14 protein-coding genes and 1 tRNA gene are annotated in these 16,942 nt (G+C 65.7%); 7 read left to right on the top strand and 8 right to left on the bottom strand.

What is annotated here, in order from left to right; translation table 11 throughout:
* Nucleotides 1-100: 100 nt before the first annotated feature.
* From AC1VV3_RS11030 to AC1VV3_RS11020, 3 genes are all read left to right on the top strand, one after another.
* Nucleotides 101-1,876: a thiamine pyrophosphate-binding protein gene (locus AC1VV3_RS11030; RefSeq protein WP_482961757.1), complete on the top strand. Its 1,776-nt coding sequence runs from the start codon at nt 101-103 to the stop codon at nt 1,874-1,876.
* Nucleotides 1,877-1,970: 94 nt separating this feature from the next.
* Nucleotides 1,971-3,392 carry an aldehyde dehydrogenase family protein gene (locus tag AC1VV3_RS11025; RefSeq protein WP_482961756.1) on the top strand — a complete coding sequence of 474 codons (1,422 nt, stop codon included), beginning with the start codon at nt 1,971-1,973 and terminating at the stop codon, nt 3,390-3,392.
* A gap of 219 nt (nt 3,393-3,611) precedes the next feature.
* Entirely contained in the window at nt 3,612-6,563 is a 2,952-nt protein-coding gene (locus AC1VV3_RS11020) for a TonB-dependent receptor plug domain-containing protein (RefSeq protein WP_482961755.1), read from the top strand.
* A gap of 72 nt (nt 6,564-6,635) precedes the next feature.
* On the opposite strand, the gene AC1VV3_RS11015 is transcribed toward AC1VV3_RS11020, so the two are convergent.
* From AC1VV3_RS11015 to accD, 6 genes are all read right to left on the bottom strand, one after another.
* On the bottom strand, nt 6,636-6,902 hold the full coding sequence (locus AC1VV3_RS11015; protein WP_132268007.1) for a hypothetical protein: 267 nt from the start codon (nt 6,900-6,902) through the stop codon (nt 6,636-6,638).
* A gap of 106 nt (nt 6,903-7,008) precedes the next feature.
* Nucleotides 7,009-7,082 (bottom strand) — tRNA-Gly (locus AC1VV3_RS11010).
* Nucleotides 7,083-7,234: 152 nt separating this feature from the next.
* The gene (locus AC1VV3_RS11005) at nt 7,235-8,182 is read right to left on the bottom strand and encodes an acetyl-CoA carboxylase carboxyltransferase subunit alpha (protein ID WP_132268005.1); all 948 of its coding nucleotides are present in this window, start codon (nt 8,180-8,182) and stop codon (nt 7,235-7,237) included.
* Between the two features lie 35 nt (nt 8,183-8,217).
* A complete protein-coding gene (gene accC / locus AC1VV3_RS11000; RefSeq protein WP_132268003.1) occupies nt 8,218-9,567 on the bottom strand; it encodes an acetyl-CoA carboxylase biotin carboxylase subunit in 1,350 nt (449 codons plus the stop codon).
* A 14-nt stretch (nt 9,568-9,581) separates the two neighbouring features.
* Nucleotides 9,582-10,025, bottom strand: a complete 444-nt coding sequence (accB, locus tag AC1VV3_RS10995; RefSeq protein ID WP_314468346.1) for an acetyl-CoA carboxylase biotin carboxyl carrier protein — start codon at nt 10,023-10,025, stop codon at nt 9,582-9,584.
* Nucleotides 10,022-10,870, bottom strand: a complete 849-nt coding sequence (gene accD / locus AC1VV3_RS10990) for an acetyl-CoA carboxylase, carboxyltransferase subunit beta (RefSeq protein ID WP_132268000.1) — start codon at nt 10,868-10,870, stop codon at nt 10,022-10,024. The genes accB and accD overlap by 4 nt, the downstream gene beginning before the upstream one ends.
* Nucleotides 10,871-11,337: 467 nt before the next feature.
* On the opposite strand from accD, the gene AC1VV3_RS10985 reads away from it, so the two are divergent.
* From AC1VV3_RS10985 to AC1VV3_RS10975, 3 genes are all read left to right on the top strand, one after another.
* Entirely contained in the window at nt 11,338-11,754 is a 417-nt protein-coding gene (locus tag AC1VV3_RS10985) for a secondary thiamine-phosphate synthase enzyme YjbQ (RefSeq protein WP_134093796.1), read from the top strand.
* 153 nt (nt 11,755-11,907) lie between these two features.
* Nucleotides 11,908-13,287, top strand: coding sequence for an L-serine ammonia-lyase (locus AC1VV3_RS10980; protein ID WP_132267996.1), 1,380 nt, complete (start codon nt 11,908-11,910; stop codon nt 13,285-13,287).
* Nucleotides 13,288-13,492: 205 nt separating this feature from the next.
* Nucleotides 13,493-13,714, top strand: coding sequence for a hypothetical protein (locus tag AC1VV3_RS10975; RefSeq protein ID WP_132267994.1), 222 nt, complete (start codon nt 13,493-13,495; stop codon nt 13,712-13,714).
* A 55-nt stretch (nt 13,715-13,769) separates the two neighbouring features.
* Here AC1VV3_RS10975 and wecC read toward each other — a convergent pair whose 3' ends face one another.
* Nucleotides 13,770-15,071, bottom strand: coding sequence for a UDP-N-acetyl-D-mannosamine dehydrogenase (wecC, locus tag AC1VV3_RS10970; protein ID WP_132267993.1), 1,302 nt, complete (start codon nt 15,069-15,071; stop codon nt 13,770-13,772).
* Nucleotides 15,049-16,203: a non-hydrolyzing UDP-N-acetylglucosamine 2-epimerase gene (gene wecB, locus AC1VV3_RS10965; RefSeq protein WP_482961754.1), complete on the bottom strand. Its 1,155-nt coding sequence runs from the start codon at nt 16,201-16,203 to the stop codon at nt 15,049-15,051. Before wecB ends, wecC begins: the two co-directional genes overlap by 23 nt.
* A 124-nt stretch (nt 16,204-16,327) precedes the next feature.
* On the opposite strand from wecB, the gene dcd reads away from it, so the two are divergent.
* On the top strand, nt 16,328-16,882 hold the full coding sequence (dcd, locus tag AC1VV3_RS10960) for a dCTP deaminase (protein WP_132267991.1): 555 nt from the start codon (nt 16,328-16,330) through the stop codon (nt 16,880-16,882).
* The last annotated feature ends 60 nt before the right edge of the window (nt 16,883-16,942 follow it).

Genomic DNA, 16,942 nt, shown 5'->3' with positions numbered 1-16,942 from the left:
TGGGCTAACCACATGTTCAAGCCGTGCCTTGGGAAAAAGAACGGCAACCTGATTCCCCCCGCATCGCGGGCAGAAAACGGATCGAGAGGAAGGCAAGACGATGTACGACGATCAACCCCAGGCCGAAGCGCCTGTTTCGGCACGCAAGGGCACCCCGGTTTTCAAGCGCATTCTTGACCTGTTCGAGGCTGAGGGCATCAAGACCCTGTTCGGCATTCCCGATCCCAACTTCGTCCACCTGTTCCTCGAAGCCGAGTCGCGTGGCTGGACCGTCGTCTCGCCGCACCACGAAGCGTCCGCCGGCCACATGGCCGCCGCCGCCGCCCGCATCACCGGCAAGCCCGCGCTCTGCATCGGCACGCTCGGGCCGGGCATGGCGAACATGATGCCGGCCATCCAGTGCGCCAAGGTCGAGAACGATCCGGTGATCTTCATGGGCGGCCAGCGCGCCCGCATCACCGAGCGCCGCGTGCGTCGCGGTCGTATCCAGTTCGTGCGGCAGGAGCCGATGATCGAGGATTCGGTGAAGTTCTCCAGCTCGATCGAATATGCCGACCAGACCGATGAGATCGTGCGCGAAGCCATCCGCGTCGCCATGTCGGGCACGCCGGGGCCGGCCTATATCGAGTATCCCGCGCACGTCATTCTGGAAGAGCTGGACCTGCCGCCGGTGCTGCCGCCGCACCGCTATCGCCTGACCATGCAGGGCGCCGACGGCGACCGCATTGCCGAAGCGGCCGAGATCATCCGCAACGCCAAGAACCCGGTGCTGCTGGTGGGCCACGGCGTCTACACCGCCAAGGCCGGCGCCTCGGTGAAGGAACTGGCCGAACTGATGCAGTGCCCGGTCATCCAGACCTCGGGCGGCACCTCCTTCATCGAGGGGCTTGAGGACCGCACCTTCCCCTATGGCTTCTCGGAAGCGTCGATCGACGCCGTGGTCGAAAGCGATTGCTGCGTGGCGCTGGCCACCGAACTGGGCGAGCCGAGCCACTATGGCCGCTGGCGCCACTGGGTGGACAACGAAGCCAACCGCAAGTGGATCTACGTCCAGCAGGACCCCACCGCGATCGGCGTCAACCGCCCGATCGACGTGCCGCTGGTGGGCGACGTGCGCGCCGTGGTGCCGCAGCTGGTACGTGCCCTGAAGGACACGCCGCGCAAGGCCTCGCCCTCGCTGGCCGAATATATCCAGCGCGATGCTGACCAGCTTGTCGAACTGGCCGAGGAAGCCGCCGGCAAGCCCGATGGCTCCACCGCGAAGATGCATACCAGCCAGTTCGTCACCGAAGCGACCAAGGCCTTCCCGAAGGACGGAATCCTGATCCGCGACGGCGGCGCCACGGTGATCTTCCAGTGGACCTATTCGCAGGCCAAGCCGCACGACGTGATCTGGAACCAGAACTACGGCCACATCGGCACCGGCCTGCCCTATGCCACCGGCGCCATGCTCGCCGACCAGGCCGAGACGGGCAAGCAGCGCCCGGGCATGCTGATCACCTCGGACTCCTCGTTCCTGTTCCATGTGGGCGAACTGGAAGTGGCGGTGCGCAAGAACCTGCCGCTGGTGGTGATCGTTGGCGTCGACTTCCAGTGGGGCCTCGAAGTGGGCGTCTACAAGCGCACCTTCGGCAAGGGCACCAAGGAAACCGGCGTGCACTGGTCCGACAAGGTCCGCTTCGACAAGATCGCCGAAGGCTTCGGCGCGGCAGGCGAATACGTCGAGAAGGCGGAAGACATCGGCCCGGCCATCCAGCGCGCCTATGAGCGTGGCGGCTGCACCGTGATCCACGTCCCGATCGACCCGGCTGCGAACTCGGAAGAAATGCCGAACTACTCCGAATTCCGCACCTGGTATGCCGAGGGCACCCAGTAAGCCGGAAATCGGAAAACCAATGCAGACCTGAAGCGAAGCCGCTCCCTCTCGATCCGATTGCGGGGCGGTTTTGCTTTAGGAACGGGAGAGAACGATGCGCAATTACACCCAGTTCTACATCGACGGTCAGTGGGTCGATCCCATCGCGCCGCGCACCGCACACGTCGTCAATCCGGCCACCGAGGAAGTCTCCGGCACGATCTCGCTGGGTTCGGCTGCCGATGTCGACAAGGCCGTGGCCGCCGCCCGCCGCGCCTTCGCCACTTTCGGCGAGACGAGCGCAAAGGAACGCCTCGACCTGCTCGAAGCGATCCTGGCCGAATACCTGAAGCGCGAAACCGAACTGGGTGAGGCCGTCAGCGAGGAAATGGGCGCGCCGATGTCGCTCGCCTGCGGGTTCCACACGCTGTTGGGCAAGGGTCACCTCTCCACCGCGATCGAAGTGCTGAAGGACTTCAAGTTCGAGGAACAGCGCGGCGTCACCCTGATCCGCAAGGAGCCGATCGGCGTCTGCGGCCTCATCACGCCGTGGAACTGGCCGATGAACCAGACCTGCGTGAAAATCTTCCCGGCGCTCGCCGCCGGCTGCACGATGATCCTGAAGCCGCCGCAACTCGCGCCGTACTCTGCCCAGATCCTGGCTGAAATCCTGCACGACGCGGGCGTTCCGGCAGGCGTGTTCAACATGGTGCAGGGCAAGGGCAGCGAGATCGGCACCGCGCTGTCCACGCATGAGGACGTGGACATGATCTCCTTCACCGGATCGGAACCGGTGGGCGTGCAGATCCAGAAGGACGCGGCCGATACCGTGAAGCGCGTCGGCCTCGAACTCGGCGGCAAGTCTGCGTGGATAGTGCTCGACGACGCTTCGCTCGCCACCAATGTCGCCGCCGCCACCGGCGGGATGATGGGCAATTCCGGCCAAACCTGCTCGGCCGGTTCGCGCCTGCTGGTGCCGAACGCGCGCATGGACGATGCTATCGCCGCCGCTACCGAAGCCGCGAACGGCGTCACCGTGGGCGACCCCAAGGGCAACTTCGCGATGGGCCCGGTCGTCTCCAAGAGCCAGTACGAGATCATCCAGGGCTATATCGAGAAGGGCCTGGAGGAAGGCGCCAAGCTGATCGCCGGCGGTCTCGGCAAGCCCGATGGGCTCGACAAGGGCTACTATGTGAAGCCCACCGTATTCGTCGGCACCAATCACATGGTGATCGCGCGCGAGGAAATCTTCGGCCCGGTGCTGGTCATCATCGGCTACGACGACGTCGATCACGCGGTGGAAATCGCCAACGATTCCAACTTCGGCCTGGGCGGCTACGTTTCGGGCGAGGATCTCGATGCGGCGCGGGCGGTTTCGCGCCGGATGCGCACCGGGGCGATCTGGGTCAACGGCGGGTTCGACTTCCACGCGCCCTTCGGGGGCTACAAGCGTTCCGGCAACGGACGCGAATGGGGCGAGCACGGATTTGCCGAATATCTCGAAACAAAATCGGTAGTTGGCTGGAATCAGGCCTGATTGCGGCGGGGGATCGGAGCGGCACCTGGCAGTGCCCTCCGACTCGCCCCCGCATTAAACTGTTGCAATCCTACAACGGACATCCGTGATAATTCCGCCAATGCGTCGTTACATTTCTTGTTAATCGCTACGTAAATCTCTTCGCGTACCGCCGCCGTGTTCCCTTCTGACCACTTCTCGGTCCGACGGGCCGATGCGACTGTCTAAGGAACGCGAAAAATGATGACCCGCAAGGACAAGGTCCTTCTCGGCGGAACGCTTGTGCCGACCCTCGCCTTGCTCTTCCCGCAGCCCATTCTGGCGCACGAAGCCGGCGATGCCGCAGGCGAAGCGATCGTCGTCACCGGATCGCGGATCGCGCAGGCCTCGTCCGACGCGCCCAATCCGGTGACCGTGGTAACGGCGAAGGACGTGCTCGAATCAGGCACGACCAACCTGACCGACTTTCTCAGGACCATTCCGGCCCTGCAGAACTCCGTCGGGTCCTATGACACCAGCGGGAGCCGCGCGGGCATCGGCTTCACCGGGCTCAACCTGCTGAACTTGCGCAATCTCGGCACCCAGCGCACTCTGGTGCTGATCGACGGCCGCCGCCAGGTCGCTTCGGTCCCCGGCGTGCAGTCGGTGGATATCAACACCATCCCGCTCGATCTGGTCGAGCGCGTCGAAGTGCTCACCGGCGGCGCTTCGGCGGTCTACGGCGCGGACGGGGTGTCCGGCGTCGTCAACTTCATCCAGAAGCAGGACTTCGAAGGCCTGACCGCCCGTGTCCAGACGGGCATTTCCGGCCAAGGCGATGCCGGCCAGCGCCTGATCGCCCTCACCGCGGGTCACAATTTCGCCGGCGGCCGCGGCAATTTCGCCCTGGCCTGGGAGCACGGCGAGGAAGACCGCCTCAGCGCCCATTCACGCCGCTATCTCGACGGCGAGAACAAGGTCGACTTCTACCTCAACCCAGCCGATACCGAGGCCGGGCTGACCAATGACGACGGTATCCCCGACTACGTGCCGATGCCGAATATCCGCTATTTCGACACCTCGCGCGCGGGCGGAATCGACGTCAATTTCGACGGTGTGCCCGATTTCGTCGGCGCCGACGGCCAACTCTTCGACCACGGTACCCTCGTGGCCCCGGCCTACCAGCAAGGCGGCTCGGGCACGCTCGTTTCCGACTATGGAAACGACCTCCTGCCGCAGATCAAGCGCGATGTGGTGAGCGCCTCGGCCCATTTCGACGTCAGCAGTGCGCTGACGCTCTACGCCGAGGGCAAGTACGCCAGCAGCCGCTCCTTCTCGCTGGGGCAACCGACTTTCGACTATTACCTCTTCATCCCCCAGGACAACCCGTATATCCCCGCGGCCGTCCAGCCCTATATCGATCCGGCGATGGGCGGCGTGCTCGTCAACCGCGACAACTTCGATTTCGGCCGCCGCGGCGAGGACGTGACGCGCGAGACGATCCGCAGCGTGGTCGGCGCGCGCGGGCAGATCAGCCCCAACTTGCGCTACGATTTGTCCTACGTCTTCGGCCAGACCAAAGTGAAATCGCGCTACGTCAACAACATGCTGACCGACCGCTACCTCGCCGCGATCGACGCGGTGAGCGACGGTAACGGCGGCGTGACCTGCCGCGTCAACACCCAGGCCGGATGGACGCCGTTCCAGCCCTACAACCGCAACCGCGCGCCGATCCCGCCCGTGACTTTCGCGCCGGGCGACTGCCTGCCGCTCAACCTCTTCGGTGAGAACAACGCCGCGAACCAGGCCGCGCTGGACTGGATCATGGCCGATACGACCGACCGCACGACGATGACCCAGCACGTCGTCAGCGGCACCCTGACCGGCGACAGCCAGGGCCTGCTGGAGCTTCCCGGCGGACCGATCTCCTTCGCGCTAGGGGGCGAATATCGCAAGGAAACCAGCCGGTTCGTGGCCGACGAACTCGTCTCGCAAGGCCTGACCTTCACCAGCGCCCTGGGCGACACCCGCGGCGCGTTCGACGTGTGGGAGGTCTTCGGCGAAGTGAACCTGCCGATCCTGGCCGACATGCCCTTCGCCCATCGCCTGTCCGCCAACGGCGCTGTCCGCTATTCGGACTATTCTACCGTCGGTTCGACCGGCGCCTGGAAGCTGGGCGGCGAGTGGGCCCCGGTGCAGGACGTGACGTTCCGCGGCTCCTACTCGAAGTCGGTCCGCGCGCCGAACATCAGCGAGCTCTACACCGGCGCCACGCAGACCTATCAGGCGATCAACGATCCCTGCGGCACCGCCTATCTGCAGAACGGTACGCAGTACCGTGCAGCGAACTGCAGTGCCCTGCTCACCTCGCTGGGCGCCGACCCTTCCGGCTTCAACGGCGTAACCGGGCAGGTCATTCCCGGCTACGGCGCCGGCAACCCCGACCTGAAGGAGGAAACCGCGAAGACCTGGACCGCAGGAGTGGTGCTCCAGCCCACCTTCCTGCCGCGCCTGACGCTCTCGGCCGACTGGTACGACATCCGCATCCGCAATGCGATCAACGTCACCACCGCCCAGAACCTGGCCGATCTCTGCGTGGATCAGGCCAGCCTCGACAATCCCTATTGCGGCGTGGTCACGCGGCAGAACGGCGGCACCGGCGCGGGCAATATCACCGGCTTCCAGCTGACCCCGTTCAACGTGGCGCAGATCCGCACTTCCGGGCTCGATCTGGCGCTCGCCTATGCGATCCCGACGGCGAGCGCCGGCACCTTCGGCGCGCGGGTCATGGCCAATTACCTGCACCGCCTGGATTCGGTGCCGATCCCCGGCGCGGCCACAGTGAACAACGCCTACGTGGCCGGCGCACCGAAGTACCAGGTCACGGCCGACCTCACCTGGCAGAGCGGCGCCTTCGGCCTCGACTGGCAGATCAACTACGCTTCGGCCGTCTATCGCTACGACCGCCAGACGATCGCCGCCAACCCGGACATCGTCGCGCCCGAATATCTCAAGTTCAAGGCGCGCTTCTCGCACGACCTGAGCCTGACTTACGATGTGGGCGACCAGTTCACGCTCTACGGCGGCGTGACCAACCTGTTCAACCAGAAGCCCGACCTCGGCAGCCTGAACACGCCGATCAGCGCGGTGGGCCGCTATGTCTTCCTGGGCGCCCGGGTCAAGCTGGCCGACCTGTTCGGCGGCGCCAGCTAAGCAGGGCCTCCCGAGGGAACGAAAAAGGGGCCGCTTCGCCGCGGCCCCTTTTTCATGCCCGGCCGCCGGCGCTCAATCCTGTCCCAGGGCGCCCGCGATCATGAAGCGCCAGGTGTTCGCAGCGTCGTTGCGATAGGCCTCCTCGCTCTCGTTGCTGCCGACGTGGCGCACGATTTCCGCGCCCGATTCCGTCATGTACAGGTCCGGCTCCCGGATCGCTTCGAGCACCGCCCGCGCTGCGGCCTTCAGCTTGTCGCGCGAAAGCGCGTCCACTGCATCCCAATCGCCGTAGCCCAGCGTCTCCGCCAGAGCCCGCATTCCCCGTTCGACAGGCGTCATTTCGCATCCCTCATAGCCCCAAGGCCCGTCCAGACACACCATGCGCCCGGATTTGTCCAGCCGGGACGCCAGAATCCGGCAGCGAGATCGGATCTAATGGGAAGTTTGGAGCGGGTGAAGGGAATCGAACCCTCGTATTCAGCTTGGGAAGCTGCTGCTCTACCATTGAGCTACACCCGCGGATCGGCGGCGATGCAGCGCATCGGCGATCGGTAAGCCCGCGCTCTGACACAGCGGGCCGGGACGGTCAATGGGGATGGCGCCGCCCTTTCCCTGCAGGAAGAGCGACCGGAAGAGGCACCGACCCACCGGCCGGCGCCTCTTCCTGGAAATCACGCGCGGCCGATGGCCAGGAAACGTTCCTCGCGGCGGGCGAGCAAGTCGCTGGCCGGAAGTGCGTCCAGCGTATCCAGTTCCTCTTCGATCGCGGCGAACAGCGACCGGGCGGTGGCCGGGGCATCGCGGTGAGCGCCGCCGACGGGTTCGGAAACGACGCGCTCGATCACGTTCAGCGACAGCAGATCCTGGGCGGTGACCTTCATGGCCTCCGCTGCGTCGGGAGCCTTGTCAGGCGTGCGCCACAGGATCGAGGAGGCACCTTCCGGCGAGATCACCGAGTAGATCGAGTGTTCCAGCATGAGCACACGGTCGGCCGCGGCCAGCGCCACGGCGCCGCCCGAACCGCCCTCGCCCACGATTGCCGAGACGATCGGCACCGGCACGGCAAGGCAAGCCTCGATCGAACGCGCGATCGCTTCGGCCTGGCCGCGCTCCTCGGCTTCGATGCCCGGGAATGCACCGGCCGTATCGACCAGCGTGACGACCGGCAGGCCGAACTTGCCCGCCATTTCCATCAGGCGGATCGCCTTGCGATAGCCCTCGGGCTTGGCGGAGCCGAAGTTGTGCTTGATGCGGCTGGGCGTGTCGTGGCCCTTTTCATGGCCGAGCACCATGACCTTGCGGCCATTGAGCCGGGCCAGGCCGCCGATGATCGCCGCATCCTCGCCATAGACGCGGTCGCCCGCGAGCGGAACGAAGTCGGTGAAGCCGAGACGCAGGTAGTCGAGGAAGTGGGGCCGCTGCGGATGGCGGGCCACTTGCGTCTTCTGCCAGGGCGTCAGCTTGCCGTAAGTCGCCGCCAGCATGCCGGCGCTCTTCTTCTCCAGCCGGGCGATCTCGCCCGCGATGTCGAGGTCGCTGTCGCTGGCGGTCGTGCGCAGCTCCGCGATGCGCGCCTCGAGCGCGGCGATCGGCTTTTCGAATTCAAGGAACGAGATCATGCTCTTTTCCGTCTACCTGCCTGGTCCAGCGCGCCTCAACCGGCGCGCTTGGCCAGCCATTCTTCCAGCCACTTGATCGTATATTCGCCGCTCTGGAACTCGGGGTCCTCGAGCAGGGCCTGGTGCATCGGGATCGAGGTCTTCACCCCGTCGATCACCATTTCCTCCAGCGCGCGCTTCAGGCGCATGATCGCACCCTGGCGGGTACGGCCGGAGACGATCAGCTTGCCGATCATCGAATCGTAGTACGGCGGAATCCGGTAGCCCGAATAAAGCCCCGAATCGACGCGAACGTTCATGCCGCCGGCCGCGTGGTAGTTGGTGACCTGGCCGGGCGAGGGCGTGAAGTTCCACGGGTCTTCCGCGTTGATGCGGCACTCGATGGCGTGGCCCTTGAACTCGATGGCGTCCTGCGTGAAGGTCAGCGGCTTGCCGTCGGCAACGCGGATCTGTTCGCGCACGAGATCGACGCCGGTGATGGCCTCGGTCACCGGATGCTCCACCTGCAGGCGGGTGTTCATCTCGATGAAGTAGAACTCACCGTTTTCCCAGAGGAACTCGATGGTGCCGGCGCCGCGATAGGCCATGTCGGCCATCGCCTTGGAGACGATGCCGCCCATGCGGTCGCGCTCTTCGGGGGTGATGACCGGCGAAGGCGCTTCTTCCAGCACCTTCTGGTGACGGCGCTGGAGCGAGCAGTCACGCTCGCCAAGGTGCACGGCCGCACCGTTGCCGTCGCCGAACACCTGAAACTCGATGTGGCGCGGGTTGCCGAGGTACTTTTCCATGTAGACCGTGGCGTCGCCGAAGGCCGCCTTGGCCTCCGAGCGGGCCTGGCCCATCTGGCTTTCCAGTTCCTCGGCCGAATTCACGACCTTCATGCCGCGGCCACCGCCGCCGGAAGCAGCCTTGATGATGACCGGATAGCCGATGGTCTCGGCCAGTGCGCGCGCCTCGTCAAAGTCCTCGATCGCACCATCGGAGCCCGGAACCAGCGGCAGGCCGAGCGCACCGGCGGTGCGCTTGGCTTCCACCTTGTCGCCCATCGTGCGGATGTGCTCGGGCTTGGGGCCGACCCAGACCAGACCATGCGCCTCGACGATCTCCGCGAACTGGGCGTTCTCGGAAAGGAAACCATAGCCGGGATGGATCGCGTCGGCCTGGGTGATCTCGGCCGCGGCGATGATCGCCGCGACGTTCAGATACGAGTCCTTGGCCGCCGGCGGGCCGATGCAGACGGCATGGTCGGCCAGCCGCACATGCATGGCGTCAGCGTCGGCGGTCGAGTGGACCGCCACGGTCTCGATGCCCATCTCGCGCGCCGCGCGGTGGATGCGCAGCGCGATCTCGCCGCGGTTGGCAATCAGGAGGCGCTTGATACTCATGAAGCGTCCGGTCCTCAGGCGATAACGACGAGCGGCTGGTCGAATTCGACCGGCTGCTGGTTGTCGACGAGGATGGCCTGGATCGTGCCGCTCTTGGGAGCGTTGATCTGGTTCATGACCTTCATGGCCTCGACGATCAGCAGCACGTCACCCGCCTTGACCTGCTGGCCGACGCTGATGAAGTTCGGCGCGCTGGGCTCGGGCGCGAGGTAGACGGTGCCGACCATGGGCGACTTGACCGCATCGACCGGAGCGGCCGGAGCCGCTTCGGCGACCGGCGTGGCAGCAGCGGCAACCGGCGCGGCGGCCAGGGCCGGGGCGGCAGCGGCAACGATCTGCTGTGCGACCTGACGCACGACCTTGATCTTGCGTTCGCCGTCCTCGACCTCGATTTCGGTCAGGCCGGTTTCAGCAAGGAGCTCGGCGAGCTCGCGTACCAGCGCGCTGTCGATGTTCACGCAACTTCCTTTCGTTCAAGATATTCGAGCAGCGAGGCCAGCGTGTCTTTGAGGTCCTTGCGTTGGACCACCATGTCCACCATGCCGTGGGCATGGAGGTACTCGGCGCGCTGGAAGCCGTCGGGGAGTTTTTCGCGGATGGTGTCCTGGATCACGCGCTGGCCGGCAAAGCCGATGAGCGCGCCCGGCTCGGCGATCTGGACGTCGCCCAGCATCGCGTAGCTGGCAGTGACGCCGCCGGTGGTGGGATCCGTCAGGACGACGATATAGGGAAGCCCGGCCCGCGCCAGGCGGCGGATGGCCACGGTCGCCTTGGGCATCTGCATGAGCGAGAGGATGCCCTCCTGCATGCGGGCGCCGCCCGCTGCCGTGCAGATCACGTAGCCGCAATCCTCGGCAATGGCGCGTTCGACGGCCTCGACGAAGGCCTCGCCCACGGCCATGCCCATCGACCCGCCCATGAAGGCGAAGTCCTGCACGCCGAGCACGACCTTGCGGCCATCGATCGCGCCGAGCGCATTGGTAAGCGCATCGGGGAACGGATTGGCGGCGCGAGCGGCCTTGAGACGGTCGGAATACTTCTTGCTGTCCCGGAAGTTCAGCGGGTTCTCGGGGACCCGGGCCGCGGGCAGCACGGAATAACCGGCATCGAGCAGCTGGTCGAAGCGGGTCTGCGCACCGATGCGGCCATGGAACTGGCAACGCGGGCAGACCGACAGATTGTCCTCGAACTCCTTGGTGAAGAGCATCTCGCCACACCCGCGACACTTGGTCCACAGGTTGTCGGGCGTATCCCGCTTCTTCAGGCTCCCGAGGGAATTGCGTACCTTGCTAAGCCAACTCATGACGAACCCTTGCGTGAATCTCATGCGGCCCGGTGAGTCCGGGCTCGCCTGCTGGATCGACCGGGCGCAATGCCTGGGGCTGGTATTCCTGCGCCCCTTGCGACCGAACGATCTCTATGTGCGACGTGCTCCGCGCTGGCCTGTCGGGCCCGCCGCCGAGCGCGGCAATACGCGGGGACAATGGGTTGATCAATCGCCAGAACGCGTCGGTATGCGCAAAAAGTGCCGCACGCCCTGCCGAAGGGAGGGTGAAAGGCGCAGAAATCCGCGAATCCGGCAGGCCATCGGGCACCCCCTCAAAAGATCCATGGAAACGGCGAAAACAGGGTTTTTTCACCCCTTTACCAATAGGTCAAGCGGCAAATGCGTGACCTTTCGAACACGGCTTGGCCATTTCGCCCCCTCCCCGCGCCGGCCGGGCAGCACGCGATTGATGCCGCGGGCGGAGCGGTTCAGGGTGGCGGGCGATGAAACAGGCGACCACGATCCTCGCGTTCGAGACACCCGGCCGGGGCCTCACCGATATCACCCGCACGATAGCCCGATGGCAGCAGGAGAGCGGCATCGGCGAAGGGCTGCTGACCATGCTCTGCCGCCACACCTCGGCCTCGCTGCTGATCCAGGAGAATGCGGCGCCGGAAGTGCGCGGTGACCTGATGGCATGGCTCGACCGCGTCGCGCCCGAAGGCGGACACTACGCCCATGACGACGAGGGGCCGGACGACATGCCTGCGCACCTCAAGGCCGTGCTCACCGGCGTGAATCTCGCGGTTCCGGTGATCGGCGGCCGGCTGGCGCTGGGCACCTGGCAGGGGATCTACCTCGCCGAGCATCGACGCAGGCCGCATCGGCGGGAACTGGCGCTTCACCTGATCGGCACCTGATCCCATGCACCCTCCCGGCGGCCGGGCGGACTGTTCCGCCCGGATCGCGCTCGCAGCTCTTGCATCCGCCCCCGCGATGCCTATCCACGCTGGCTACCTGGATTTCGGAGACTGTGCCGTGTTCTTCCCCCTTTTCCTGCATGAGTCTCTCTCTTGATCTCGGCACTCGACCTATTCCGCATCGGTCTTGGCCCTTCCAGTTCGCACACGGTCGGCCCGATGCGAATCGCCGCCCGGTTCCTCCAGACGCTGGATGACGCCGGACAATTCGCCGCGATCGCGCGGGTGCTGGTGGAATTGCAGGGCTCGCTGGCGCTGACGGGCGAAGGCCACGGCACGCCGGACGCCTGCCTGATGGGGCTGATCGGCTTCCAGCCCGAGACCGCCGAACCCGAGGAAGCCCAGGCCGCCGCCGCCGCCGTGCGCGAGACACACCGGATCGCGCTGCTCGGCCGGCGCGAGATCGCCTTCGATCCCGCCACCGATCTCGTGCTCGATTTCGAGCACATTCCCGACCTTCATCCCAATGGCATGGTGCTGACCGCCTTCGACGAAACCGGCGCGGAACTCGCCCGGCACGATTATTTCTCGACGGGCGGCGGCTTCTTTTCCAGCCGCCACCAGCTGGAACAACCCGCACCGGACGATCAGGTGACGCACGGCCCGCCGGTCGCCTGGCCCTTCGGCTCGGGCGCACAGCTTCTGGAAGTCTGCGAGACCAGCGGGCTCGACATCGCGGGCGTCATGCTGGCCAACGAGGCCGCGCGCCGTGACGAGGCGGAGACCCTCGCCGGGCTGGACGCCATCGCCGATGCCATGAATGCCTGCATAGACCGCGGCCTCGAACGCGAGGGCCTGCTGCCCGGCGCGCTCAAGGTCCGCCGCCGCGCCCGCGCGATCCACCAGAACCTGATCTCGCGCCCGCAGGACAACCAGGCCGAGACGCTGATGGACTGGCTGAACCTCTACGCCATGGCGGTGAACGAGGAAAATGCCAGCGGCGGCCGGGTCGTCACAGCCCCCACCAACGGCGCGGCCGGCATCATCCCCTCGCTTCTGCGCCAATATTGCAGCGAAGGACGCAAGGCCGTGCCCGGCAAGGCGCGCCGATACCTGCTCACCGCTGCCGGGATCGGCCTGCTCTACAAGCAGCGCGCCTCGATCTCGGGGGCCGAAATGGGTTGCCAGGGCGAAGTGGGCGTCGCCTGCTCTATGGCGGCAGCGGGGCTGGCGGCGGTCTGGGGCGGCACGCCCGAACAGGTCTGTGCGGCGGCCGAGATCGGCATGGAGCACAACCTCGGCCTCACCTGCGATCCCGTCGGCGGTCTGGTGCAGATCCCCTGCATCGAACGCAATGCGATCGCCTCGGTCAAGGCGGTCAATGCTGCCAAGCTCGCGCTTCATGCGGGCGAGACCCCGCGAGTGTCGCTTGACCAGGTGATCGAGACGATGCGTCAGACCGGGCTCGACATGTCCAGCAAGTACAAGGAAACCAGCCAGGGCGGGCTGGCGATCAACGTGGTGGCCTGCTGACGGCAAGCCTCGCGCGCGGCTTCACTCAGGACCTCGCACGGGGCCGCGCAGCAGGGGCGCGCCGGCCCGTTCCCACGCCTCATCCTTTCCGATGTTCACCGCAACTTCAGGCACTCTCGTGCTTTGCACCTCCCGCGCGGCGGGTGCGACGCTGCGATCGCCAGAAAAGTCAGGCGAATGTTTGAATTTCAGAAGGATACCAACAATGACGAAGACCGGCGCCACTCTCCTTGCCGCCCTCGCACTGGGCGCGCTCGTTCCTGCCGGTGCCGCCATGGCCCAGCCTGAGCGTCATCCCACGCCGCATCACCAGACCGTGGTGAAGAAGACGACGGTGAAGAAAACCGCCGTCCGCAAGCCCGTGCACAAGAAGGTCACCTGCCGCTACGTCGTGCAGCACGGCCGCAAGGTAAAGGTCTGCCGCTGACGCCTTCCCGGCCCTCGTTCACGCGGGGGCCGGACCTGATGGAAGGGCGCTGGCCTCAGGCCGTCAGCGCCAGCCGCGCCTCTTCCTCGCGCACGACGCGGGGCTGGTCCGGCCAGATGCCGCGCGTATCGTAGACCAGCTTTTCCGCACGCTCGGCCAGCGGCACCACGCGGAACACGTCATGGTCGACCAGGACGATCAGGATTTCGCAAGTCTCCAGCGCATCGTCGATGTCGATCTGGACAGCGCCCGTATCGGTGAACTCGATGGGCAACTGCGCCGCGTAAGGTTCCACCACATGGATGCGGCTGCCGAACTTGCGGGCCAGACGGCTCGTGACGAAGCGGGCCGGGCTCTCGCGGAAATCGTCGATATTGGCCTTGAAGGCGAGCCCCAGGCAGGCGACCTTCGCCTCGGGATTGGCCTCTACCAGCGCTTCGGCCTTGGCGATGACATGGCTCATCTTGTGGTCGTTGACGCCGCGCGCAGTGCGGATCAGCGGCGTTTCCTCGGGCGCACCGTGGACGATGAACCAGGGATCGACGGCGATGCAGTGCCCGCCCACGCCCGGTCCCGGCGTCAGGATGTTGACGCGCGGATGGCGGTTGGCGAGGCGGATGACTTCCCACACGTCCAGCCCCATGCGATCCGCCACCATCGACAGCTCGTTGGCGAAAGCGATGTTGACGTCGCGATAGGCGTTCTCGACCAGCTTGGTCATCTCGGCCGATCGGGCATCGGTGGTCACGCACTCGCCGCGCACGAAGCGCTTGTAGAACGCCAGCGCCTTGCGCGCGCAGCGCGGGGTGATGCCGCCGATCGAGCGATCGTTGTTGGTCAGTTCCTCAAGGATGCGGCCGGGCAGCACGCGCTCGGGGCAATAGGCGATCGAGACATCCGGGATGTCGCGCGTCTTGCCCGGGATCTTCAGGTCCGGGCGCAGCTCGGCAATCAGGTCGCGCAGTTGATCGGTCGTGCCGACCGGCGACGTCGATTCTAGAATCACCACGTCCCCCGCCTTGAGCACCGCGGCGACCGAGCGGCCGGCGGCGAGGACATAGGAGATGTCCGGCGCATGGTCCTTGTCGAACGGCGTGGGCACCGCAATCACGAAGACATCGGCAGGCGCGATCTCGGTGGCGGCCGAAAGCAGCCCGCGCGACACGACGCCTTGCACAAGGCCGTCGAGATCGACTTCCTCGATATGAATCTCGCCGCGGTTGATGGTGTCCACGACGTTCTGCGAGACGTCGAGGCCAAGCACCTTGCACCCGGCGCGGGCGATCACGGCAGCGGTGGGAAGGCCGATATAGCCAAGACCCACGACACAGACGTCAGGCTTCGAATCCGATTTCATGCGCAAGCAGCTCCACGATTCGGCGCGAAGTCTGCCCATCTCCGAAAGGATTGTGAGCGCGCGCCATGGTCTCGTAAGCTATCCTATCATCCAACAAGGTTGATATTTCGGTAACGATCGTCTCGGCCGAGGTTCCCACCAGCTTCGCGGTGCCGGCCGCGACGCCTTCCGGCCGTTCGGTGGTTTCGCGCATGACCAGCACCGGCTTGCCCAGCGCCGGCGCCTCTTCCTGCACGCCGCCCGAATCGGTCAGCATGATCTCGGAGATCGCCAGCAGCCGTGCAAAGTGCGGATAGTCCAGCGGCTCGATCAGGGCGACGTTGTCCAGCCCGGAAAGTCGCTCGTTCATGACCTTGCGCACATTGGGATTGAGGTGGACCGGGAAGATCACGGCCGTATCGTTCCGCTCGGCGATGCGGCGAATGGCCTGGGCGATCTGCTCCATGCCCTCTCCGAAATTCTCGCGCCGATGGCTGGTGACGCCGATGATCCGCTTGCCCGCAAAGCGCGTCTCAAGATCGGCCAGCCCCGCGGCCAGCGCCGGTTCGCGCGCGATTTCGGCCGTCACCCATTCCAGCGCATCGATCACGGTATTGCCCGTAACATGGACGCGCGAGGGATCGACGTTCTCGTTGACCAGGGCGTTCCGCGACGTTTCGGTTGGCGCGAAGTGCAGGCTGGCCATGCCGCCGATGATCTTGCGGTTCACCTCCTCGGGCCAGGGATGGTAGATATTGCCCGAGCGCAGCCCGGCCTCGACATGGTCGACCGGCAGCTTGCGGTAATAGGCCGCCAGCGCCCCCGCCATCGCCGTGGCCGTATCGCCCTGCACGATCACGCGGTCCGGCCTGGCCGCGTCCATCACTTTGCCCAGCCCCGTCAGCAGGTTCGCCGTGAGCGCATCCAGCGTCTGGTCCGGCTGCATCACGTCGAGATCGTGATCGGGCACGATCCCGGCAATCTCTAGCACCTGGTCCAGCATCTGGCGATGCTGCGCCGAGACGCAGACCACGCATTCGAAACGCGGATCGGCCTTGAGCGCGTGGATCACGGGAAACAGCTTGATCGCTTCCGGGCGCGTGCCGAAGACGACGAGGATACGGGCCGGGGTCATGCGGGTCTGGGCGGTCATGCGGCGGACATAGCAGCGGAGGGGTAAGGGTGAAGTTAAAAGACCGAACGCCGCTCCATTTCCGGGCGTGGACAAGGTGGTCGGGGGGCTTGCCCCCGCCCCGCCCATCGGCAATCACTCTGCCATGTCTATCCTGAGCGACAAATGGATCCGCAGCCAAGCGCTGGAAAACGGCATGATCGAGCCTTTCGTCGAGGCTCAGCGCCGCGACGGCTGCATCTCCTACGGCCTGTCCTCCTACGGCTACGACGCCCGCGTCGCGCCGGAGTTCAAGATCTTCACCAATGTCGATTCGGCGGTGGTCGATCCCAAGAACTTCGACAACAATTCCTTCGTGAACCGCGAAACCGACGTCTGCGTGATCCCGCCGAATTCCTTCGCGCTGGCCCGCACGGTCGAATATTTCCGCGTACCGCGTGACGTCCTGGTCATCTGCCTGGGCAAGAGCACTTATGCCCGCTGCGGTATCATCGTGAACGTCACCCCGCTGGAACCGGGCTGGGAGGGCCACGTCACGCTGGAATTCTCGAACACGACGCCGCTGCCCGCCAAGATCTATGCCAACGAAGGCGCCTGCCAGTTCCTCTTCCTCAAGGGCAACGAACCCTGCGAGACGAGCTATGCCGACCGCGCCGGCAAGTACATGGGCCAGCTCGGCGTAACCCTTCCCAAGCTCTAGGCCCGGGCGCCAGGGAACAATCCCCCGATACGTCCGCTTCTCCCGGCATGAACGCCATGT

This window comes from Novosphingobium sp. BL-S-34, assembly GCF_056857015.1.
Note: the sequence above shows the minus strand (reverse complement) of the source record. Positions and strands in the feature narration are given on the sequence as shown.